This window comes from Stenotrophomonas sp. SMYL8 (assembly GCF_036320065.1).
GTDB lineage: Bacteria > Pseudomonadota > Gammaproteobacteria > Xanthomonadales > Xanthomonadaceae > Stenotrophomonas > Stenotrophomonas maltophilia_A.
The window spans coordinates 78,153-98,436 of record NZ_JAWIRR010000004.1; the positions used below are offsets into that span (position 1 = coordinate 78,153).

Genomic DNA, 20,284 nt, shown 5'->3' on the forward strand with positions numbered 1-20,284 from the left:
CCTTCCGGCGTGGGGCGTGCGCGCCTTTGCTCCCTCCGCTCCTCCCCGCGGCCCCCCCCCCCCCCCCCCCCCCGCCCCGACCCAGCACGTAGAAATACCGAGCCATGACCCGCTGTTGCTGTTGCTGTTGCTGTTGCTGTTGATCTTGATGTTGATGTTGATCTGTAAGCAGTCGCGGCCGCAGGCCGCGCGGAACACTCACAGATGCCGCAATTCCTGCTTCAGCGTCGCCACGCAGCGGCGGCTGACTTCCAGCGGTTGCTTGCCATGGCGCAACATCGCCTGCACCTGCCCACCCGTGCCACGGCGCAGCTCGACCAGTTCGTGGCGCGCCACCAGGCAGTTGCGATGGATGCGGATGAAGCGGCTGGCGAACTCTTCTTCCAGCGACTTCAGCGACTCTTCGATCAGGTCCTCGCCGCGCGCGTGGTGCACCACCACGTACTTCTCTTCGGCCTGCAGGTAATGGATGTCGTCCAACGGAATCAAGCGCAGGCTGCCGCGCAGGCGCGCGCACAGCATGCTGCGCGCCTGCTGCCCGCGGTGGTCCTGTGGCTGGCCATCGCGGCCGGCCAGGAACGTGCGCGCGCGCGCGATGGCCGCGGCCAGACGCTCGGCACGTACCGGCTTCATCAGGTAATCAATCGCGGCCGCCTCGAACGCCGACAGCGCATGCGCATCGTAAGCGGTGCAGAACACCACCGCCGGCCGTGGCTCGAAGCTGGCCAGGTGGCGGGCGGCTTCCAGGCCATCCAGCCCGGGCATGGCGATATCCAGCAGGACCAGGTCCGGCTGCAGCTCCGCGCACGCGTGCAGGGCCTGCTCGCCGTTGCCGGCCTCGGCCACCACATCCACGCCGTCCTGCGCGGCCAACAGGCTGCGCAGGCGCTCACGCGCCAGCGGTTCGTCATCGGCGATGACTACCCTCACGATCGCTCCCTCACTGGATCGGCACTGTCACCTGGCAGGCATAGTAGCCCTCGCTCCAGCCAGCCGTCATCCGCGCGGCGCTGCCGAAGCGCCAGGCCAGCCGATGGCCGATGCTGTGCTGGGCATGGCCGGCACCGCGCGCCAGGGCCAGCCCGGGGGCCTGCGGGTCGGGCGCCGGATTGCGCACGCAGATCTGCAGTTCATTGCCCTGGCGCATCAGCTGCAGTTCGATGGTGCCACCCTCGGGCAGCCGCGAGATGCCATGCAGCACGGCGTTCTCCACCAGTGGCTGCAGTACCAGGCGAGGCAGGGGAAGATCCCAGGGCAGCGGTTCGTCGCGCTGCCAGCGCACCTGCAGGCGCTCGCCCAGGCGCAGTGATTCGATCGACAGGTAGCGCTCGGCCAGCTCGCATTCGTCACGCAGGGTGGAATCACCCTCGCCCGCCCCCAGCGCGGCACGGAACAGATCGGACAGGTCCAGCACCGCACGCTCGGCCACGACCGGGTCGCGATGCAGCAGGCTGGCGATCAGGTTCATGCTGTTGAACAGGAAGTGCGGGCGGATCCGCGCCTGCAGGGCATCGGCCTGTGCGCGTGCGTTGGCCTGTACCTGCGCGGCCCAGCGATCACTCACATAGAAGTAGCGCAGGGCCAAGGCAGTGATCAGCGCCGTCGTCGCCGCGCTGCCCAGCGTGAAGCGCCAGAAGCTGATGCCGCGGGCGAAGCTGTCGCCAAGCACTGCGTACAGGGCATGCACGATGCCCGCGCAGACCACCGCGATCAGCGTCGCCAATGCAATCGCCGCTGCCGCGCCCAGCATCTGCGGCAGCTTCGACAGCGCCTGCCGCAGCAGGCACAGGCTGGCCGTTACGGCCAGCGCCAGCCACAAGGCGAAACCACTGGCCGACAGCAGTTCGCCCACAGTCCAGTGGCGGCTGCCATCCGGGGCCAGGGCCAGCACCACCACCACCAGTTCAGCCAGGCCGAGCATCGCCGCCAGCCGCGGCAGGCGGCACAGTTCCGGCATCCAGGGCGGGGCGCTGGCCGGCGGCATGGGTCAGGCAGCGCCCAGGCGTTCCTGCAACCAGTCACCCAGCGCCTGGATCTCTTCGGCGCAGACCTGGTGGGCCATCGGGTAACTGTGCCATTCCACGTCCAGGCCCAGCGCCTGCAGTGCCTGCGCACTGTGTGCGGCCACCGCCTGCGGAATCACCGGATCGCTGCTGCCATGGGCCATGAACACCGGCACCTGCACGGCGCCTTCAGCGCGCTTTGCGCCGTCGGCTTCGGGCAGATAGGTGGACAGCGCGATCAGGCCGGCCAACGGCGCAGTGCGTGACAGCGCGGCGGTCAGGATGATCGCGCCCCCCTGCGAGAAACCGGCCAGGAAGATCTTCTCCGGCGCGATGCCACGCTCGATCTCGCGTGCGATCAGCGCATCCAGCTGCACCACCGATTCCTGCACGCCCACCATGTCGGCGCGCGAACGGAAATCCATGCCGACGATGTCGTACCAGCCGCGCATCGGCACGCCGTTGTTGATCGTGATCGGCCGCACCGGTGCATGCGGGAACACGAAGCGCAGCGCCGGCCAATGCGGACGCACCAGCTCCGGCACGATCGGCGCGAAGTCGTGGCCATCGGCACCGAGGCCGTGCAGCCAGATCACCGACCACTGCGGCGAGGCGCCGGTCTCCTGTTCCACCGTTTGCAGCATGATGCGGCTCCTTCAAGTTCGAGCCGCATTATGCCGCTGCCGCGGGACGATCAGTACAGCGGCGGTTGTTCGGCCGCTTCCCGGCGCAGCTGCGCGGCGCGTACCAGCACCGGCGGCGGGATGTTCTCCTCGGGGATATCAAGCAGGCCAAGACGGTGCAGGAAGGCGCCGGGGCCACGCGAAGACGTCAGTGCCACCACCGGTACCGCCAGCACCATGCCGATCACCACCGGCGCCATCCACGCGGCCAGCGATGGCGACACCGCCCAGGCCAGCATGCCCATGAAGGCGCCGAACATCCCCAGCCCACCGTAGCCACGGATCAGCGCCAGCCACGAAATGCCACCATCGTCACGCTGCTGCGCGTCCCACCCCGAATCGCGGCCGGACAGCACTTCGGCCACGCCGCGCGACTGCACGTACATCACCACCGGCGCCATCAGCGCGGCCAATACAGTTTCCACCAGCATCGAGACGAACGCGCGCAGGGCACCGCCGCACCCGCGGCGGTCGACCGGGTCCAGCAGCATCGCCAGGTAACCCAGCACCTTGGGCAGCAGCAGCACCGCCATGGTCGCCGCGAACAGGCGCACCACCTGTTCCTCGTCCTGGGCCCGCCAGTACACGCTGGGCGACAGGTGCAGCAGGGCGTTGAAGTCGATGCCTTCCTGGAACAGCGGGATGGCGATGCCGATCAGCATCAGCATCGCCCACATCGGCGCGGTGAAGTAATGACCGATGCCGATCAGCATGTGCATGCGGCTGATCCAGTGCAGGCCACGGCTGCCGACCACCTTGCCGTGCTGCAGGTTGCCCTGGCACCAGCGGCGGTCGCGCACCAGCAGGTCGGTCAGGGTCGGCGGACCTTCTTCATAGCTGCCGCCCAGGTACGGCACCATGTGCGCGGCCCAGCCGCCACGACGCATCAGCGCCGCTTCGACGAAGTCATGGCTGAGCACGTGGCCACCGAACGGCTTGCGCCCCGGCAGCGCCGGCAGCCCGGCCTGATCGGCGAAGGCGCGGGTGCGGATGATGGCATTGTGGCCCCAGTAATTGCTCTCGGCACCGTGCCACCAGGCCACGCCGCGTGCGATCACCGGCCCGTACACGCGGCCGCCGAACTGCTGCATGCGCGCGAACAGGGTGCGCCCGCCGATCACCGACGGCAGGGTCTGGATCAGGCCGACGTCGGCGTTGTGCTCCATGCCCGCGACCAGGCGCACGATGCTGTCGCCGGTCATCAGGCTGTCGGCGTCCAGGATCAGCATCTGCGGGTAGGCACCGCCGAAGCGGCGGACCCAGTCGGCGATGTTGCCGGCCTTGCGCCCGCTGTTGTCGCCACGGCGGCGGTAGAACAGCCGCGCCTGGCCATCGGGCACGCGCTCGCGCAGTTCGGCGAACACCTGCTCCTCGGCCCGCGCGATGTCTTCGCGCCGGGTATCACTGAGCACGAAGAAGTCGAACCGGTCGAGCTGGCCGGTGGCGGCCACCGACTCGTAGATCGCCTGCAGGCCGGCCAGCAGCCGGCGCGGATCTTCGTTGTAGGTCGGCATCAGCAGCGCGGTGCGGCTGTGCACCGTCGGCAGTGGCTTGTCCGGGTCGATGCCGAGGCGATACCCCCGGTCGAACACGGCAGTCAGGAAGCCGGCCACGGCGCTGGCGAAAGACAGCGCGATCCAGGCGAACAGGCCGACAAACAGCACCAGCAGGCAGGCCTCGAGCACGCTGATGCCATTGGCCGACAGCACCCGCCACATCATCCGGGTAGCGATGGCGGTCATCGCCAGCGTGCCGCCGAAGATATAGAACCGGCGCAGGCCGATCAGCCGCGGCGAGGTGCGGTGGCGGCGAACCTTCAGCTGGCCTTCGCGCAGGGTCTGCTCAGGCATCTGCAACGGCGATTCGGCCGGCAGCAGCGTCCAGCCGGCATCAAGCCGGGACGTATCTGCTTCCGCATGGATGGTCTGCACCTCCATTGCCGCCTACTCCGCGCAGTCGGCACGGCCGGCCATCCCGGCCGGGCTGCATGCACCAAGGTTCCCGGCGCGCTTTCCCGGCGCCCGCACTTGTCCTGGCTGCGTCGGCGTCACGCCACGCAGTCGCTGTCTGTCACTACCGGAACCCACACGATCTCCAACGGGGCGGAATCGAAAATGCGGCTCAGTCTAGGGCGCCGGATGTAAGCCGAGTGCGAAGGTCTACGCCGGGATTTATCCCCATTCAGCAAACAGCAGGCGAGTGCCGGGGCAGGGGAACGGATGTCACTTGGTCGCCCCAGGTACTGGATCGTAACAAACGCGAACGGTTATCATTTCATTAACCAGGCAGGTCACCGTCTTCCGCACGGCCGAGACCCACCCAGCTGCGCCGGTTCCCACCCAGCGCCCAACGACCCATGGAAGGGGGCTGCCTGCTGTCTGCGTGCGCCTGCTGCTTCCACCGGGTCCCCCTCCTCCGATGGAAGCCGTCATGTCCCTGTCGTTCCGTACCCCTTCCGCGCGCCTGCCGCGCACCCGCCTGGCCTGCGCTCTGGCCACCGCCTGCCTGCTGGCCCTGCCCGGCCTGGCCGCCGCAGAGGCCAGCGCCGATGCCTCCACCAAGGATCTGGATACCGTGGTGGTCACCGCCTCGGGCAACCAGCAATGGATCAAGGATGCACCGGCCAGCATCAGCGTGATCAGCCGTGAGGACATCGAGCGCCAGCCGGTGCACGACCTGGCCACCCTGCTCAGCCGCGTGCCGGGCGTGACCGGTGGCCTCAGCGCGGTCGGCGAGCAGTCCAAGATCAAGCTGCGTGGCATGCCGTCCAATTACACGCTGGTGCTGGTGGACGGCAAGCGCATGGGCAGCTCGGCCTCGACCAACTACCGTCCCGACCTCGGCCGCCAGGATCTGAACTGGATCTCGCCCGACCAGATCGAACGGATCGAGGTGGTGCGCGGACCAATGTCGTCGCTGTACGGCTCCGACGCCATGGGCGGCGTGATCAACATCATCACCAAGCGCATCGGTGATGACTGGAACGGCAGCGCCACCCACAGCTATACCCGCCCGGGTGATGGCAAGCGCGGTGATACCCAGCAGATCGGTGCGACGTTCTCCGGCCCGCTCGGCGAGCGCTTCGGCCTGCGCATCGGTGCCAACAGCATGCGCCGCGACTCGGACCGCTCCAACGGTGGTGTCTATGGCAATGCCTACGCCGGCGAGAAGGACCGCAATGTCGACGCGCTGCTGCAGTGGAAGCTCAGCGATGCGCAGGAACTGTCGCTGGAAGCCGGCCACGGCGTGCAGCAGGCCTTCATCGACGCCTCGCTGGAAAAGCAGGACGAAGGCGCCTGGGGTGCCAGCGAACTCAAGCGCAGCTCGCTGGCACTCAACCACGATGGCAAGTGGAGCTTCGGCAACTCGAAGCTCAGCGCGTACTGGACCGAGTACAAGAACGACATCGGTGCCACCGGCCGCTCCGAGGCCACCGATACCATCATCGAAGGCAGCCTGACCACGCCGTTCACCCTGGGCGTTGAACACCAGTTCGCCGTCGGTGGCCAGTGGAAGCGCCAGGAACTGACCAATACCGATACCATCGGCCGCGCGCCGATCGACTATGCCGGCAATGCCGTCAGCGGCTCCAACCTGGAAGTGGATACCTGGGCACTGTTCGTTGAGGACGAACTGAAGCTGCACCGCACGCTGGCGCTGACCCTGGGCGCACGCCTGGACCACCATGAGAAGTTCGGCAGCCACGTCAGCCCGCGTGCGTACCTGGTCTGGCACCCGGCCGAACAGTGGACGATCCGCGGTGGCGTCTCCAAGGGCTTCCGCGCGCCCAGCCTGACCGAGAATTCGCCCAGCGCGGCCACCCAGTCCGGCGGCCGCGGCTGCACCTCGCTGATCCCGCTGGGCTATACCCGCGGTGGCTGCTACATGGCCGGCAACCCGGACCTGGACCCGGAAACCAGCACCAACCGAGAGATCGGCATCAGCTTCGACAATGACCTGTTCGATGCCGGCCTGACCTACTTCCATACCGACTTCAAGAACAAGATCGAGTACGCGCCCCTGGGCAAGTTCAACGGCATCTGGTGGACGCGCATGAGCAACGTGCAGCGCGCGCGCACCAGTGGCATGGAAGGCAACTTCAATGTCCGCTTCGGCGAGCAGTGGCGCTGGCGCACCTCGGCCACCTGGATGAAGGAAGCCAAGAACCTGACCACCGGCAGGAACCTGATCGATACGCCGGAGTTTTCCGGCTATTCGTCGCTGGACTGGACGCCCAATACGGTGTTTTCCAGCAGCCTGTCGGCGCAGTACACCGGCAAGCAGACCGGTACCGCCACGACCTTCCTCAAGGCCTACACCCTGTATGACCTGACCGCAGCCTGGAACGTCAACGAGGTACTGACCCTGCGCGGCGGCGTCAGCAACCTGGCCGACAAGAAGCTGTATGCGGAAGGCTCCACCGACTACTTCGTGGCCGGGCGCAGCTACTTCATGAGCATGACCGCGCGGTTCTGACCGGCGGCGCGCGCCGCGATCGCGCTGGCAGCACGCCAGCGCGATCGGCGGTGTTGCGGATTACTCGCTTTCCATCGCGGCCGCGGCCGCGTTCTGCGTAGCGGCCGTGCGTGCACGGTCCATCGCTACCGCCAGTTGCTGGCGTGCGAGCAGTTGTTGTGCCTGCACCACTTCAGGTGTCGGCAGGAGCACCGGTCCCGGTGCGTTTTCCGGTATAGCAGGTGTGGTCATGCAACCTCCATGGACATCCCGCCGCCGCCCGGGTTCAGCTGGGGCGGCAGCGGAACTGCGCACCCTATCCTAAAAACAAGGCGGATGGGTGACGGTGCGGCGCCCCGCCGCAGGCCTGCACATGCCGGGCGCGTCACATTTTTGACGGTTGAGGGTAGTTTCCTGAACCGTCGGCCTCGTATCATGTAACCGTTTTCCTACAAGGACGTAATCGTCAATGAACGCCGTCGACCTCTCCCGCTTCAGCCCGAAGTGGCAGTTCCGCTTCAATTTCTTCCAGCAGCACGGCGCTCCGAAGGAGCCGCGCTTCAAGGAAGCCTGGAAGGCGCTGTCCTTCGGCGACCGCCTCAAGATCAACATCAACTTCTTCGCCTTCTTCTTCGGCTTCATCTACCTGTTCATTCTGGGCATGTGGCGCAAGGCGCTGGTGGTGATCGGCATCGGCCTCGTGCTGGGCATCGTGTCCCTGTTCCTGCCGGACATCATCGCGCGCCCGCTGTTCATCGCCATGAACTTCCTGGTTGCCGCCAGCACCAACTACAGCTACTACCTGGAGCAGGTGAAGGGCAAAGCCAGCTGGAATCCCTTCGAAGGCATGTTCTGACGCGATGCTGCCGCCGCACTCCGGCCTGGCATAGCATCAAGCAGACATGAAGACGCCCGGCCTTGGCCGGGCGTCTTCATGTGCGCGCAACAGGATCAGGCCGCGCGGCGGACCGTAGCCACCGGCTCGGCCTGCAGGCGGAAGCGCGAGACCGCCACCGCCAGCTGCTCGGCCTGTTCTTCCATCGCACGCGCGGCGGCACTGGCCTCTTCCACCAGTGCGGCGTTCTGCTGGGTGGTCTCGTCCATCTGCACCACGGTCTGGTTGACCTGCTCGATGCCCGCCGACTGCTCGCGCGAGGCTGCCGAGATCTCGGCCATGATCTCGTTCACTCGACCGACCTGGCCGACGATTTCCTGCATGGTGCGGCCCGCGCCGTGCACCAGCTGCGCACCGGCACCGACCTGCGCCACCGAGGCGTCGATCAGCTCCTTGATCTCCTTGGCCGCGCCTGCCGAGCGCTGGGCCAGTGCGCGCACTTCGCTGGCGACCACGGCGAATCCGCGGCCCTGTTCGCCGGCACGCGCCGCTTCCACCGCCGCGTTCAACGCCAGGATGTTGGTCTGGAACGCGATGCCATCGATTACCGAAATGATCTCGGCAATGCGCTGCGAGGAGGCCTCGATCTGTTCCATGGTCTGCACCACCTGGCTGACCACCTGCCCGCCTTCGCTGGCCACGCCCGCCGCGGAGCCGGCCAGGGTGTTGGCCTGCAGCGCGTGGTCGGCATTCTGGCGCACCGTGGAGGTCAGCTCTTCCATCGAGGCCGCGGTCTCTTCCAGGTTCGCCGCCTGCTGCTCGGTGCGGCGCGACAGGTCACTGTTGCCGGCGGCAATCTCACCCGCCGCCAGGCGGATGCTGGCCGCCGACTGCTGGATCTGGCCAACGATCTGGGTCAGCTGCTGCACGGTGCTGTTGGCATCGTCGCGCATCACCGCGAACACGCCGTGGAAGTCGCCCTGCATGCGCGCGCTGAGGTCGCCTGCGGCAATCGCGCGCAGCAGCGTCGACAGCTCGGCCAGGTTGTGGTCGCTGACCTGCATCATGGTGTTGAGGGTTTCCACCATGCGGCGGAAGTCGTGGTCGAAACGCAGCGTGTCGCCGCGCACCGCAAAATCGCCGGCGGCGGCGGCAGCGGCCAGCTGCTGGATCTGATCGTTGATCGCCGCCAGGTTGCTCTTGGTGGTGGCCATTGCAGCGGTGAACACCGCCTTCTCGCCCGGCAGCGCTTCCATGTCCACGCTCAGGTCACCCACCGCATAGCGCTGCATCACGTCGACCAGGCGCTGGGTGACGGCGTTGCTGGAGGCCACCAGCTGGTTGCTGTCAGCCACCATCCGGCCGTACTCACCCGGGAACGCCGAGGCGTCCATGCGGTAGCTGATTTCACCGGCGTCATGGCGACGCGCCATTTCCGCCTGCGCCGCCATCACCGACTGCAGCTGCCCCCGCATGCCCTGCATCGCGTCCAGCAGGCGGCCCACTTCGTCGTTGCTGCGTGCCGGCAGGGTGCTGTCCAGCTTGCCCGCGGCGACGTCGCCGGCCACGCGCACGGCTTCGGCCAGTGGGCGGATCGCCAACCGGCGCAGCAGCACATAGACACCGGCACTCAGCGTCAGCGCGGCCACCACACCAACCAGCAGGGTCAGCCACAGCAGCTGGCGCGCCTCGGCCACGATCACCGCGTGCGGCATCACCACACCCAGTGCAAAGCGCTGCGGCGCATCGCCCACACGCAGCGGCACGTATACGCGCACGTTGCCGGCGGCATCCGGAGTGAAGGCTTCGAACCGGCGGTCGGCGGCGATGTCTGCCAGCATGCTGCGGGTCAATGCGTCGCCACGTGGCTTGCCGATTTCGGCGGCATTGGCCGAGGCCAGCACCACGCCATTCGGCGAGAGCAGTTCGACGCGCCCGGCGCCCATCGGCTTCAGCGTGGCCAGGTGCTTCTGCAGCGCCGCCAGCGAGAAGTCCACAGTGAATACACCGAGGAACCGGCCGTTTTCGATGATCGGCGTGCTCAGCGTGCTCATCAGCACCTGCTGGCCACCGATGTCGTAGGCGTAGGGCTCGCTTACCTTCGCCAGCTTGTCGCGGCTGGGCACCATGTACCAGTCACCGGAGCCACTGGCCGTCTCGGTGTAGTCGGTCATCGTCGACTGCTGCGGCTTGCCATCGTGCCAGGCCCAGTAGCTCATGTAACGACCGGTGGCATCGTGCGCTTCAGTGTTGACGAACTCGGCATCCTTGCCATCGAAGGCGTCGGCCTCCCACATGGTGCTCTTGCCCAGCCACTCGGGGTGGGTGCGCAGCTGCTCGCCCAGCACGGCAGCCAGGCTGGCACGGTCCGGAACATCGCCGCGCGCGCGCTGGGCGAGCACGGCCTCGACCATGGCGTCGTTGCTGGCAAAGGCGGTGCCCAGATCGGCCGCGACCTGGCGGGCTTCGGCGGTGGCTTCGCTGGCCATGGTCTGGCGCGAGGCGTCGATCAGGCTGGCGCTGGCCTGGCGGTAGATCAGGAACGCAGTCAGGCCGAAGCACAGCAGCGCGATCGCAGCGGTGCCCAGCATCAGCTTGTGGGCGATGCTGCCCGGGCGGCGGGCAGCGGCGGAACGGGGAGAAGGCATGGAAGGGTCCGCAAGGCAGTTCAGGACGACCGGCACCGCGAGGGCACCGCGCAGGTGCGCGATCCGTCGCGCAGGCCACCGGCCGCCGGGACACGCCCGGCGCTGGAAGCGCACCGGGTTAGCGGCCGCCTGCGAACGAGGTTGAGGCGGTCCATCTGCACATTCCTGAACCTGCTCAGGGTCGGGTCAGGAACCCGCCCCGCTGCCGCCCTATTCGGCCACGCGGTCCTTGATCCATTCCGCCCGCGGCAGCACCTCGATGCTGCCAACCGCGTACTGCTGCAGCACGTCGTCCGGGCCGAAGCGCGGCTGCCAGCCCAGTGTGCTGCGCATCAGTGCACTGTCGTAGACGCGGTCAATGCTCAGCGGCAGCGGCCAGCCACGGCGCTCGAACTCGGCCAGCAACTGCGGGGCGCGGCGGGCCAGCACCCTGCGCGGCTGGGTCGCCAGTTCCAGGCAATCCTCGCGCAGGAACGGCGTCGGTGCGCAGGCAATGTAGCGTGCGAAGGCAGCGCCCTCATCGTGCAGCAGCGCGGCATGTGCGCTGGCCACGTCGCGCGCGTCGATGCCGCGGTGCAGGCGGAACATCGCCATCCGCTCCGGTGGCTCGGGGAAACAGCGGGCCATGCGCAGCACGCGCACGCTGAAGCCCGGCGCCGCAGCGGCTTCAGCCAACGCCTCGGCCTGCAGCTTGCTGCGATGGTAGATGGTGCGTGGCAGCGGCTCGGTATCTTCATCGATCCAGCGGCAACCGCCCGCCACCACCGCATGGCCATACAGCGCCGTGGTGCTGGTCAGCACGAAGCGGCGTGCACCGGCCTCGCGGGCAGCCTGCAACAGGTGTGCGGTCGCCTCCACATTGATCTGCTGGAATACCGCATCCGGCACCAGGCCGACATGGGGTGCGTGCAGGGCGGCGGTATGGATCACCGCGTCGACGCCCTGCACTGCCCGCTTCACGGCCTGACGATCGGTGACATCGGCAATGATGCGGGTGGTGGCGAATGGGCTGCGATCCAGCCCCACCACTTCGTGGGCCGCCGCCAGCGCGCCGAAGATCGCACGCCCGATCCGCCCGGAACTGCCGGTCAACAGAATCTTCATTGAGTCCATTCACTCGAAGCGCCCGGGAACTACCGGGATGCATCGATTCTAGGCACGCTGCATGTCGTCTGCGATAGGGCGCGGTTGCAATTGTGCGTTCATTCTGGCGATGCCGATCGGGCCAGCAGCTGCCGGGCGACGAACAGCGGATCGTCACCGCCTGCTGCATCAGGCGTGACGCCGGTGCGTTCCCAGTTGGTTCCGGTACGGAGGTTGATCGGCTGCCGGTCGGGAATGCTGATCTGATAGCCATCCGGCAGCAGCACAGGATCATCGAACATATGTGCCGCACCGCCACTTCGACTACCAACGACACGTGCCCGCCCCTGCGCCTGCAGCGAGTACGCGACGAATTCGGCGGCCGACCCGGTGCGGCGGTCGATCAGCACCACCAGCGGCTTCAGGTACAGCCCCAGGCTCGCCGGTGGCAACGGTACCGGACGGCGCTGGCCACGGCGTTGCAGTGACTGCACCTGGGTGATCTCCGCCGCCAGCAGGGTCCGCACCAGCAGGTCCGCACTGCCGTCATCGCCACCACCGTTCTGGCGCAGGTCCAGCACCAGGCCATCGGTGTCGGCCAGCAGGGTGAAGGCTGCGGCCAGCTTCGGCCGGGCCAGATCGAGCGGATAGAAGGTGCTCAGGCGCAGGTAACCGATGTTGCCTTCCAGCACCCGCACCTCGCGCACGCCCGCACCATTGCTGCGCGCATCTGCGCGCCAGGCCATCAGCCAGTCGTCCTGGCCGGCGCGGGCATCCACCCGCTCGACATGGAAGTGGCCATCGAACACGTCCAGATCCTGGTTCAAGCGTGCGCTGAACGCCTTGGGGTCCGCGCAGCTGTCCACATAGCGCTGCTGGGTGGACCAGCCGCGCACGGCCTCGGCAATGTGCGCGCCTTCGGCCACGTCCAGGTACTGCGCCTGTATCGCCGTGGCCGCCGCCTGCAGCACCGCGTCCTGGGCCGGGCAGGACGCCGCCAGCAGCGCGCCCAGCATCCACGAAACCGCCATGACCGCACCCCATGTTGATGATATGTAAGTGCTTATATATCATCGCCACCATGGATCTCCAACATGCCACCCTGGGAACACTGCTGCGGGCCCTGCTCGACCAGCTGGACCCGGCGGTCGAGCAGGCCTACCGCGACCTGAAGCTGGACTACCGGCCGCGCTACACCCCGGTGCTGCGCACGCTGATGGCGCAGGGACCCTGCCGCATCAAGGATCTCGCACTGGCCTGCGGGCTCAGCCATTCGGCGCTCAGCCAGACGGTTTCAGCAATGGTGCGCGACGGCTGGCTGCACGCTGCGGTCGGTGAAGACAGCCGCGAGCGCATCCTGCAGTTGAGCCCGCGCGCGCTGCAGGCATTGCCGGCGCTGCAGGCGCAGTGGCAGGCCACGGCACGCGCGGCGCGCAGCCTCGATGCCGATCTTGGACAGTCATTGGAGCAGGTGCTGCGCGAGGCACTGCAGGCGCTTGAACAGCGGCCGTTCGCGCAGCGACTGCGTGGCACGCCCCAACGCTGAGGCGCTTACTGCTCGGCCGCCATCTCGATTTCACTGAGGAACGTCCAGCTGCCATTGGCCAACCGCAGCTCCAGCGTGCGGCACTGCGCGGCCAGCGGCGCGGCGTCGCCCAGCACGTATTCCTCTTCGGTCGAACCGCTCAGTCCGGCCTGGGTGAATGGCGCCGACAGCACACCGATCTTCACCGCAGCGGCGCCCGGCTCGGCACACATCACCTCCACAGCTGTCGGCGTGACGATGCCCCACGCCGGGCGGGTCATCGTATGCAGGCCGATCCAGTCCACCCGCCGGCGCTGGCCCAGGTCGATGGTGATGCTGGCGTTGCCATGCACGCCTACCCAGCCTGCATCCATCGGGTTGCGCGGATCTCCCACCCGGCGATCGAACAGTTCATGCCCGGTGCTGTCGGGATAGTTTGCATCCGGCGTCACGCTGTAGCTGTAGGTGGTCTGCACCGGATCGACGAGGTAGGACGCGCCGAGCCCATACAGCCCGCGATAGGTGTTCATCATCCGCGGCGATTCGGCATAGCCCTGGCCGGGACCGGCCACCTCGGACATGTGGTACTGGTTGAGCCAGGCAACGCGCTTGCCGGCCGAACGCGCGCTCCACAACTGCTGGTTGATGCGCTGCACCGACGCGGAGCGATAGGCACCGGACAATCCGTTGCCGGTTTCCAGGAACAAGGGACTGCCATGGTTGAACAGTTCGATGTCGGCCCACAGGCCGCTGGCCCCCAGCGCCGCCGACAGCGCCTCGTAATACGCCTCGGTGGAATGACCCGGGCGATCCCACTGGAACAGGCGTGCATGCGAGGCGGCGCCGATGCCGTCCTGCCAGATCTGCACATCCATGCCGGTGGCCGTACGGAACTGTGCAGCAGCCCGGCCCACGCTGGCCGGATCCACGCTGGATGACGCCAGGTAGGGGGCCACCATCACCGGCCGCGAGGGTGTACTGCCTTTGAGCGCCGTCACGATCGCACGGTAGAATGGCGCGCGATCAGCCGGCACCTGTGCTGGCTCGTCGGTGATGTACCAGCCCGCGAACGCCGGATGCGATCCGTACTGTTGGCCCAGCTGGGCCAGCGACTGCGCCGCATCCTGTGCCACGGCCGTTGCGTTCTGCCCCTGCCAGAAGGTGGCGCACTGCCCCGAGCTGTAGGTGGTGCCGACCACGACCTTCATGCCGCGCGCGGCCGCCGCATCGAGCACGGTGCCGAGCTTGCCGGGAAAGCCGGCAATCCATTCGAAATCCTGCACGCCGCTGGCGCAGCCGACGCCGGCACGGGTGGCACGCACCTGACCGAGGATGATCGTGTCGTTGCCCAGGTCCTGCAGTTCATCCAGGAACAGCGGCAACTGCGCAGCCGGCAGTTGTTCGTCGCTGCCCGAGTAGCCAACGTGGACGAAGCTGCCGGACAACAGAGGGCTGGCAGCGTGGACGGGAGCGGTACAGGCCAGCACTGCGATCAATCCAATCCTGTTCATGTTCTACGTCCCTGTCGTGGCCAGGCGAGTGGCGTTGTTGCGCATCCTATCAACAGCGACGGTGGCCCCATCACGATCATCGACAACGCTGCACAATCGCCGACTTCAGCTGCCCCCGCAGCAGCGCACGTGCAATGCCGATTCAAGCGGTTGATTCATTCAACTGCGTGATCGAGCCTGCGCGCTCCTTCCCCTGGAATACTCCTCATGCGCACGCCGCCCGCACCGCTCAGCCTGATGGAACGCGACCGCCGCTGGGCCCTGGCCCGCGACCTCATGGCCAGTGAACGCCTCGATGCCCTGGTTGTGCATGGCGACCGGGAAGCCGCCGCACCGGCCGGGTTCTCGCCGGACTGCTACTTCACCAATGACCGGCCCGGCTCGATCGTGGTGTTCGTCGGCGACCAGCCGCCACGGGTGTTCACCTTTGCCTCGCTGATGATTGCCGACCACCTGCAGGCCGGCCTGCGCGGCGACCTGCAGTGGATCGCGCCCGAGCAGCTATGGGTTGGCAAATCCGGTCAGGAGGTTGGCCGCTGGCTGCAGCAGTGTGGCCTGCGCTCGGCACGTATCGGCGTGCTGGGGCTGGAGCCCTATCCGCCGTTCTACTTCGACGGCGCGATGCCCGCGCGCACCCTGCAGGGCATGCAGGCGGCAGTGCCGGGCGCGGAATTCGTACCGGTGTACCGCGCGTTCTTCCAGCGCGCCTCGGTAAAGAGCCAGGAGGAACTGGCGCTGATCGCGCATGCCGCCTGGATCGGTGAATCCATGAGCGAGGCGCTGCGTGCCACTGCTCGGCCAGGTGTTTCCGAAGCCGAACTGGTGGCCGCAGTGACCGCCACCTGTTTCTCGCTGGGGGGCTACACCGCCGAGGTGCTGCTCGGCTCGGGTCCCGAGTATGTGGGCTGGGGACCACCCGCCTGGCAGTATCGTGCGCAGCCGCCGCGCATTCTGCGCGATGGTGACCTGGTGCTGTCGGAGATCTTCGCACTGTACGGGCTGATGGAAACCCAGCATCAGGCCGCGGTTGCCATTGGCGAGGTGCACGACGACATCCATCGCGCCGCTGCCGTCGCCCGCAGCAGCTACGAAGCAGGCCTGTCCGCACTGCGCGTGGGCAATACCTTCGGCGATGTCGTCGACGCGATGGAAGCGCCCCTGCTGGAGGCGGGCGGCTGGCACGTGCATCCGTTGGTCCACAGCCTCAACCCCTATGGACCGATTGGCTTCGGCCGTGCACCGGGCATCGAAGCGCTGCCGGAGGCCGCGCGCTATGCGCACATCGCGCCGCTGCCGACTGTCGGGCGCGAACTGCCCCTCCAGGCCGGCATGTGCTTCGCCTTCGAACCGAACTGTGCATTCGGCCGGCACATGGCCAACATCGGCGGTACGGTCATCGTCGGCGCGGACGCGGGTACCGCGCTCAATGAAAACTCGACACGGCTGATGCAGGCCGATGCCTGAGTTCATCGCCCATCTGCAGACACCGGCACGGCGGCGCGCGGCCGAGACGCGCAGCGGGCAAACCCGAGCCCGACTGCTGCACGCGGGGCTGCAGCTGTTCAGCGCGTTCGGCGTGGAGGGTGTGCGTACCCGCCAGCTGGTGGACATGGCCGGCTGCAGCCAGTCAGCCATTCCCTATCACTTCGGTGGCAAGCAGGAACTGTATGCCGCCGTACTGCAGCGCTGCGCTCAAGCCATTGCCGAGCGATTGCCGCTGCCGGCAACGCCACCCAACGGCGCGCGGCAGGCCGCGCAGCAGCTGCAGCAGTTGATGCGGGCATTCGTCCATGCCTTGCTGTCGGCGCCGGATGCAGGTCCACGCACGCTGCTGTTGGCGCGCGAACAGATCCAACCGACGACGGCGTTCGCCAGTGCCCACCGTACGCTGTTCGAACCCCTGCACTCCACGTTGGCCGCGTGCGTAGCGTGCCTGCGCGGCAGCGAACCATCCAGCGCCGAGACGGTGCTGCGTACCCACGCCCTGCTCGGCCAAGCGATCGTCTTCGCCGTCTCCCACGGAGCTCTGCAGGCGCGACTGAACCAGGGAGCTCCCTTGGCAGACGTAGAGACGATCGGGTCGGTGGTCAGTGGCATGGCACTGGCGGCTGCGAAGGCAGCGCCCGCCTGAATGGCTGCCTGATCAGCCCCGTGCGCAGGGCGCGTGAAAACCGGGGCGAAGATGGCGACCTGGACTTAGCGTGCGATGGCCAAGCATGGATGCCGTCGTCTACGAAGGCGACGCCCACACCGCAGGAGATTTCACATGACTGAGCAGAACCCGCGCAGCTCCAACCGGGGTTTCGCATCAATGGACCAGGAAAAGCAGCGCGCGATCGCTGCCAAGGGCGGGCGCGCCGCACATGCCTCCGGCAACGCGCATGAATTCAGTCCGGCCGAGGCACGTGTCGCAGGCCGCAAGGGCGGCGAGGCGATCAGCCGCAATCGCCAGCACATGGCCGAGATCGGTCGTGAAGGTGGACACGCTCGCCACGCCAATGCGCGCCAGCAGCAACAACAGCCTCAGGAGATCGAACGCACGGCAGCGGGTCCGCAACGCCAGCAGGGCTGAATGCAGCGCGTCAGGCCGGTGCGCGCTGCCGATACAGCCCGAGCGCCGCGAGCACGGCCAGCGCACCGGCCACAGCCATCGCCCATCCGAAACCACTGGCCATCGCACTGCGATACCACGTCAGCATCTGCGGCGTGGCGTGCATCGAGCTCGGTTGCAGGATCAGTTCGCGCGCCTGTGCCGCCAGCTCCCGTTGCCCGGCCACCTGCGCGGACGCGGCGAACTGCTGCACGGCGCGCTGGCCCATCAGGCTGCCCAGCAGTGCGATGCCCAAGCTCATGCCTGCCTGACGCAACGCGTTCATCGTGGCTGAGGCAATACCCGCGCGCTCGACCGGCGCGCTGGCCATGACCGCCATGCCGGTCGCCGGCACTGCCAGCCCCATTCCAATGCCAAGCAGCACCAGCACAGCACTGGAATAGGCGTGCGAAGTAGCCGGTTCGAACGTGGCCATCGCGCACAGCGCCGCCCCGGCCAGGGCATAGCCCAGCACCAGCGCGGCGTGCAGCCCGAGGTGGGCGACCAGACGACCGAACAACAGCGAGACGGCACCCATCAACAGGAACTGCGGGGCCAACTGGTAGCCTGCCAGCGCAGCGTTGTGCCCCTGTGCCTGCTGGAAGAACAGCGACAGGAAGAACAGGCTGGCATAGGCAGTGAAGCCCAGCACGAACGAGGCCAGGTTGAACATGCCGAAGCGGCGGTCGACAAACAGGTCCAGCGGCAGCAATGGGCGTGCCACCCGGCGTTCGACGATGCCGAACAGGATCAACCCGGCAGCTGCCACGCCCAACGCCAGCAGCGTCACCGGCGCCAACAGGCCGTGCTCGCCGATCGCGATCAGGCCGTAACTCAGCGCACCCAGCGCGACAATGCTGAGCAGCTGCCCGGCAGGATCCAGTGCGGCATGCTCTGGATGCCGCCGCTCGGGAATCCCCCAGGCACCGAGCATGAGCGCGAGCAGGCCCAGCGGCAGGTTGATCAGGAAGATGCTGGGCCATCCGGCACGCTGCACCAGCACCCCACCCAGCAACGGCCCAAGCACCAGGGCCAACGCACTGAACGCCGACCAGCCACCGATCGCCCGCGCGCGCTGGCGCGGATCCGGGAATGCATGGCTGAGAATCGGCATCGCGCTGGGAATCAGCAACGCGCCAGCGATGCCCTGCACTGCACGCCCGGCTACCAGGGTCGCAAGATTGCCGGCACAGGCGCACAGTAGCGACCCCAGCGTGAAGGTGGCGACGCTGAGCAGCCACATCCGCCGATGACCGTAACGGTCCCCAAGCGGCCCCGCCGACAGCATCAACGCCGAAAGCGCGATTGCATACGCATTGATCACCCACTGCAGGCCGGCCATGTCGGTATTCAACGCCTGCTGCAGGGTCGGCAGGGCGACGTTGACGATGCTGATGTCCAGCGAGGCGAGGAATGTGCCGAGGTAGGCCGCCAGCACCAGGGCCGGCCGCTGGAAACGTCGCATGTACGGCTCCCGGGGGAAGGATGTGTGCGCATCCTAGCCACTGACTGACCGTCGGTCAATGACTGACGGTCAGTCAGTGCCACAGGCCAGCTAGAATGGCCATCGTCGCACCCGGACCTTGCCCACCATGCAGACCCCAGCTGTCGCCAGGCCACGCACCAAACCTGCGGAAACCCGCCAGGAAGAACTGATGGACGCCGCGCAGGCGCTGTTCCTGTCAAAGGGAGTGGATGCCACCACCATCAGCGACATCGTCGCCGCAGCCGACGTTGCCAAGGGCACCTTCTATACCTATTTCGCCTCGCGCACCGAGATTCTGCAGGCGCTGGCGCAGCGCTATACCCGGCGTTTCATGGAAGACGTCGACCGCGCCGTGCAGCATTACCCGGCCAGCGATGGCGTAGCGCGCCTGCGCACCTGGATCCGCGCCAACATCGAACTTTATGTGCGCACCCATGCACTGCACGACGTGGTGTACGCCAACCATCATCACCACCAGCGTGGCAACGCCGAACGCAATGCGATCCAGCAGCAACTGCTGGGCATCCTCGAAGCAGGCAATGCCGCAGCTCTGTGGCAGCTTCCAGCGCCCAAAGTCACCGCCTCGTTGATCTATGCCGGCGTGCACGGCGCCACCGACGACCTGATCGCCACACCCGCACAGGATGCCGATGCCTTCATCGCCGCCGTGGTGGATGATTGCCTGCGCATGGTCGGCGTGCCACCAACCGGTGCCAAACGTCGCTGACGGGCTTTCTGCTGCTCAGATGTGGGCGAGGATGTTCAACAGCCGCCCGAACGGGTCACGGACGAAGAAGCGGCGCACGCCCCAGGGCTCATCGGCGGGGCCATATTCCAGCGGGATGTCGGCCGCGCGCATGCGCTCCAGTACCTGTTGCAGATTGTCCACTTCTATCGACAGATCCGGCACCGCCGTGCCGGATCCCCCTTCAGTGGCAAAGCTGACCTGCGCCAGCGCGCTGCCCTCGCCGCCATGGGTGACGATCCAGCCGTGGTCCATCACCACCGGCATGCCCAGCAGCTCGCCATAGAACGCTGCGGCACGCGCAGGGTCAGGCGTGGCGATGTTGGCGACGACACGTTTGACGGCCATGTGCGGCGGCTCCGATGCGATTCCCCATCCTCGCCGCTGCGTGCATGGCCTGCAAGCGGGCGGCGCTGAAACAGAAGAGCCCCGTCAGGGACGGGGCTCGTCATCAATCCTGCATTGCCACTGCTTACACAGCGCCGCAGCGATCCATGATGCAACGATCGTATTCGTACTGGCATTCCATTGCATCACCGCCACCGGACAGACACGCCTGGTAAGCCTTCCAACAGGGAAGATCGCATGGCGGAATCGGCCCAGCCACAGCAACCGAACCGCTGCAGGCCAAGGCGAACACCGCACCCGCGATCATTTTCCTGAAAGTACGCATCGACATCACTCCTTGATAAGCCTGGTGAGCCCAGGCCGGGCCACGGT

General features: G+C 67.2%; 19 protein-coding genes. 7 read left to right on the top strand and 12 right to left on the bottom strand.

Going from position 1 to position 20,284, the window contains the following annotated elements:
• Positions 1-198 precede the first annotated feature (198 nt).
• From V3B25_RS05385 to mdoH, 4 genes are read right to left on the bottom strand one after another with little or no spacing between them, the layout of a single operon-like run.
• Positions 199-930, bottom strand: coding sequence for a LytTR family DNA-binding domain-containing protein (locus V3B25_RS05385; RefSeq protein WP_010481294.1), 732 nt, complete (start codon positions 928-930; stop codon positions 199-201).
• Positions 931-940: 10 nt separating this feature from the next.
• Complete coding sequence (locus V3B25_RS05390) at positions 941-1,984, bottom strand: sensor histidine kinase (protein ID WP_193391269.1); 1,044 nt, start codon at positions 1,982-1,984, stop codon at positions 941-943.
• A gap of 3 nt (positions 1,985-1,987) precedes the next feature.
• Entirely contained in the window at positions 1,988-2,647 is a 660-nt protein-coding gene (locus tag V3B25_RS05395; RefSeq protein ID WP_088027302.1) for an alpha/beta hydrolase, read from the bottom strand.
• Positions 2,648-2,697: 50 nt separating this feature from the next.
• Complete coding sequence (gene mdoH / locus V3B25_RS05400; RefSeq protein WP_329810267.1) at positions 2,698-4,623, bottom strand: glucans biosynthesis glucosyltransferase MdoH; 1,926 nt, start codon at positions 4,621-4,623, stop codon at positions 2,698-2,700.
• Between the two features lie 493 nt (positions 4,624-5,116).
• Between mdoH and V3B25_RS05405 the strand changes: the two genes are divergently transcribed.
• On the top strand, positions 5,117-7,162 hold the full coding sequence (locus V3B25_RS05405; protein ID WP_164080612.1) for a TonB-dependent receptor: 2,046 nt from the start codon (positions 5,117-5,119) through the stop codon (positions 7,160-7,162).
• Positions 7,163-7,222: 60 nt separating this feature from the next.
• Here the strand turns inward: V3B25_RS05405 and V3B25_RS05410 are convergent, their stop codons facing one another.
• A complete protein-coding gene (locus V3B25_RS05410; protein ID WP_329810268.1) occupies positions 7,223-7,393 on the bottom strand; it encodes a hypothetical protein in 171 nt (56 codons plus the stop codon).
• Between the two features lie 217 nt (positions 7,394-7,610).
• On the opposite strand from V3B25_RS05410, the gene V3B25_RS05415 reads away from it, so the two are divergent.
• The gene (locus V3B25_RS05415) at positions 7,611-7,997 is read left to right on the top strand and encodes a DUF2628 domain-containing protein (protein WP_071227807.1); all 387 of its coding nucleotides are present in this window, start codon (positions 7,611-7,613) and stop codon (positions 7,995-7,997) included.
• Between the two features lie 95 nt (positions 7,998-8,092).
• Here V3B25_RS05415 and V3B25_RS05420 read toward each other — a convergent pair whose 3' ends face one another.
• From V3B25_RS05420 to V3B25_RS05430, 3 genes are all read right to left on the bottom strand, one after another.
• On the bottom strand, positions 8,093-10,624 hold the full coding sequence (locus V3B25_RS05420; RefSeq protein ID WP_032128587.1) for a methyl-accepting chemotaxis protein: 2,532 nt from the start codon (positions 10,622-10,624) through the stop codon (positions 8,093-8,095).
• 210 nt (positions 10,625-10,834) lie between these two features.
• Entirely contained in the window at positions 10,835-11,728 is an 894-nt protein-coding gene (locus V3B25_RS05425; protein WP_049401072.1) for an NAD(P)-dependent oxidoreductase, read from the bottom strand.
• A gap of 98 nt (positions 11,729-11,826) precedes the next feature.
• Positions 11,827-12,738, bottom strand: coding sequence for a S41 family peptidase (locus tag V3B25_RS05430; RefSeq protein ID WP_049423765.1), 912 nt, complete (start codon positions 12,736-12,738; stop codon positions 11,827-11,829).
• A 50-nt stretch (positions 12,739-12,788) separates the two neighbouring features.
• Here V3B25_RS05430 and V3B25_RS05435 point away from each other — a divergent pair, with 50 nt between their 5' ends.
• A complete protein-coding gene (locus tag V3B25_RS05435; RefSeq protein ID WP_049423760.1) occupies positions 12,789-13,253 on the top strand; it encodes a MarR family transcriptional regulator in 465 nt (154 codons plus the stop codon).
• Between the two features lie 5 nt (positions 13,254-13,258).
• Here V3B25_RS05435 and V3B25_RS05440 read toward each other — a convergent pair whose 3' ends face one another.
• Entirely contained in the window at positions 13,259-14,743 is a 1,485-nt protein-coding gene (locus V3B25_RS05440; protein ID WP_329810269.1) for a DUF4434 domain-containing protein, read from the bottom strand.
• Positions 14,744-14,950: 207 nt separating this feature from the next.
• Here V3B25_RS05440 and V3B25_RS05445 point away from each other — a divergent pair, with 207 nt between their 5' ends.
• The 3 genes from V3B25_RS05445 (at position 14,951) to V3B25_RS05455 (ending at position 17,315) form a co-directional block, all read left to right on the top strand.
• Positions 14,951-16,207, top strand: a complete 1,257-nt coding sequence (locus V3B25_RS05445; protein WP_154353368.1) for a M24 family metallopeptidase — start codon at positions 14,951-14,953, stop codon at positions 16,205-16,207.
• Positions 16,200-16,874, top strand: a complete 675-nt coding sequence (locus V3B25_RS05450) for a CerR family C-terminal domain-containing protein (protein WP_154353369.1) — start codon at positions 16,200-16,202, stop codon at positions 16,872-16,874. The genes V3B25_RS05445 and V3B25_RS05450 overlap by 8 nt, the downstream gene beginning before the upstream one ends.
• Positions 16,875-17,009: 135 nt before the next feature.
• Positions 17,010-17,315, top strand: a complete 306-nt coding sequence (locus V3B25_RS05455) for a KGG domain-containing protein (RefSeq protein ID WP_032128582.1) — start codon at positions 17,010-17,012, stop codon at positions 17,313-17,315.
• 10 nt (positions 17,316-17,325) lie between these two features.
• Here the strand turns inward: V3B25_RS05455 and V3B25_RS05460 are convergent, their stop codons facing one another.
• Positions 17,326-18,798 carry an MFS transporter gene (locus V3B25_RS05460; protein ID WP_329810270.1) on the bottom strand — a complete coding sequence of 491 codons (1,473 nt, stop codon included), beginning with the start codon at positions 18,796-18,798 and terminating at the stop codon, positions 17,326-17,328.
• A gap of 127 nt (positions 18,799-18,925) precedes the next feature.
• Between V3B25_RS05460 and V3B25_RS05465 the strand changes: the two genes are divergently transcribed.
• Positions 18,926-19,546, top strand: coding sequence for a TetR/AcrR family transcriptional regulator (locus tag V3B25_RS05465; RefSeq protein ID WP_329810271.1), 621 nt, complete (start codon positions 18,926-18,928; stop codon positions 19,544-19,546).
• Between the two features lie 15 nt (positions 19,547-19,561).
• On the opposite strand, the gene V3B25_RS05470 is transcribed toward V3B25_RS05465, so the two are convergent.
• Together V3B25_RS05470 and V3B25_RS05475 are read right to left on the bottom strand one after the other, a co-directional pair.
• Positions 19,562-19,912, bottom strand: coding sequence for a VOC family protein (locus V3B25_RS05470; protein WP_154353372.1), 351 nt, complete (start codon positions 19,910-19,912; stop codon positions 19,562-19,564).
• A gap of 124 nt (positions 19,913-20,036) precedes the next feature.
• On the bottom strand, positions 20,037-20,237 hold the full coding sequence (locus tag V3B25_RS05475; RefSeq protein ID WP_049462007.1) for a hypothetical protein: 201 nt from the start codon (positions 20,235-20,237) through the stop codon (positions 20,037-20,039).
• Positions 20,238-20,284 lie beyond the last annotated feature (47 nt).

Bases quoted from the DNA above. Each gene is read 5' to 3' on its own strand.
- V3B25_RS05390 (WP_193391269.1), bottom strand. From the start codon at position 1,984: ATGCCGCCGGCCAGCGCCCCGCCCTGGATGCCGGAACTGTGCCGCCTG.
- V3B25_RS05395 (WP_088027302.1), bottom strand. From the start codon at position 2,647: ATGCTGCAAACGGTGGAACAGGAGACCGGCGCCTCGCCGCAGTGGTCG.
- mdoH (WP_329810267.1), bottom strand. From the start codon at position 4,623: ATGGAGGTGCAGACCATCCATGCGGAAGCAGATACGTCCCGGCTTGAT.
- V3B25_RS05405 (WP_164080612.1), top strand. From the start codon at position 5,117: ATGTCCCTGTCGTTCCGTACCCCTTCCGCGCGCCTGCCGCGCACCCGC.
- V3B25_RS05410 (WP_329810268.1), bottom strand. From the start codon at position 7,393: ATGACCACACCTGCTATACCGGAAAACGCACCGGGACCGGTGCTCCTG.
- V3B25_RS05415 (WP_071227807.1), top strand. From the start codon at position 7,611: ATGAACGCCGTCGACCTCTCCCGCTTCAGCCCGAAGTGGCAGTTCCGC.
- V3B25_RS05420 (WP_032128587.1), bottom strand. From the start codon at position 10,624: ATGCCTTCTCCCCGTTCCGCCGCTGCCCGCCGCCCGGGCAGCATCGCC.
- V3B25_RS05425 (WP_049401072.1), bottom strand. From the start codon at position 11,728: ATGAAGATTCTGTTGACCGGCAGTTCCGGGCGGATCGGGCGTGCGATC.
- V3B25_RS05430 (WP_049423765.1), bottom strand. From the start codon at position 12,738: ATGGCGGTTTCGTGGATGCTGGGCGCGCTGCTGGCGGCGTCCTGCCCG.
- V3B25_RS05435 (WP_049423760.1), top strand. From the start codon at position 12,789: ATGGATCTCCAACATGCCACCCTGGGAACACTGCTGCGGGCCCTGCTC.
- V3B25_RS05440 (WP_329810269.1), bottom strand. From the start codon at position 14,743: ATGAACAGGATTGGATTGATCGCAGTGCTGGCCTGTACCGCTCCCGTC.
- V3B25_RS05445 (WP_154353368.1), top strand. From the start codon at position 14,951: ATGCGCACGCCGCCCGCACCGCTCAGCCTGATGGAACGCGACCGCCGC.
- V3B25_RS05450 (WP_154353369.1), top strand. From the start codon at position 16,200: ATGCCTGAGTTCATCGCCCATCTGCAGACACCGGCACGGCGGCGCGCG.
- V3B25_RS05455 (WP_032128582.1), top strand. From the start codon at position 17,010: ATGACTGAGCAGAACCCGCGCAGCTCCAACCGGGGTTTCGCATCAATG.
- V3B25_RS05460 (WP_329810270.1), bottom strand. From the start codon at position 18,798: ATGCGACGTTTCCAGCGGCCGGCCCTGGTGCTGGCGGCCTACCTCGGC.
- V3B25_RS05465 (WP_329810271.1), top strand. From the start codon at position 18,926: ATGCAGACCCCAGCTGTCGCCAGGCCACGCACCAAACCTGCGGAAACC.
- V3B25_RS05470 (WP_154353372.1), bottom strand. From the start codon at position 19,912: ATGGCCGTCAAACGTGTCGTCGCCAACATCGCCACGCCTGACCCTGCG.
- V3B25_RS05475 (WP_049462007.1), bottom strand. From the start codon at position 20,237: ATGCGTACTTTCAGGAAAATGATCGCGGGTGCGGTGTTCGCCTTGGCC.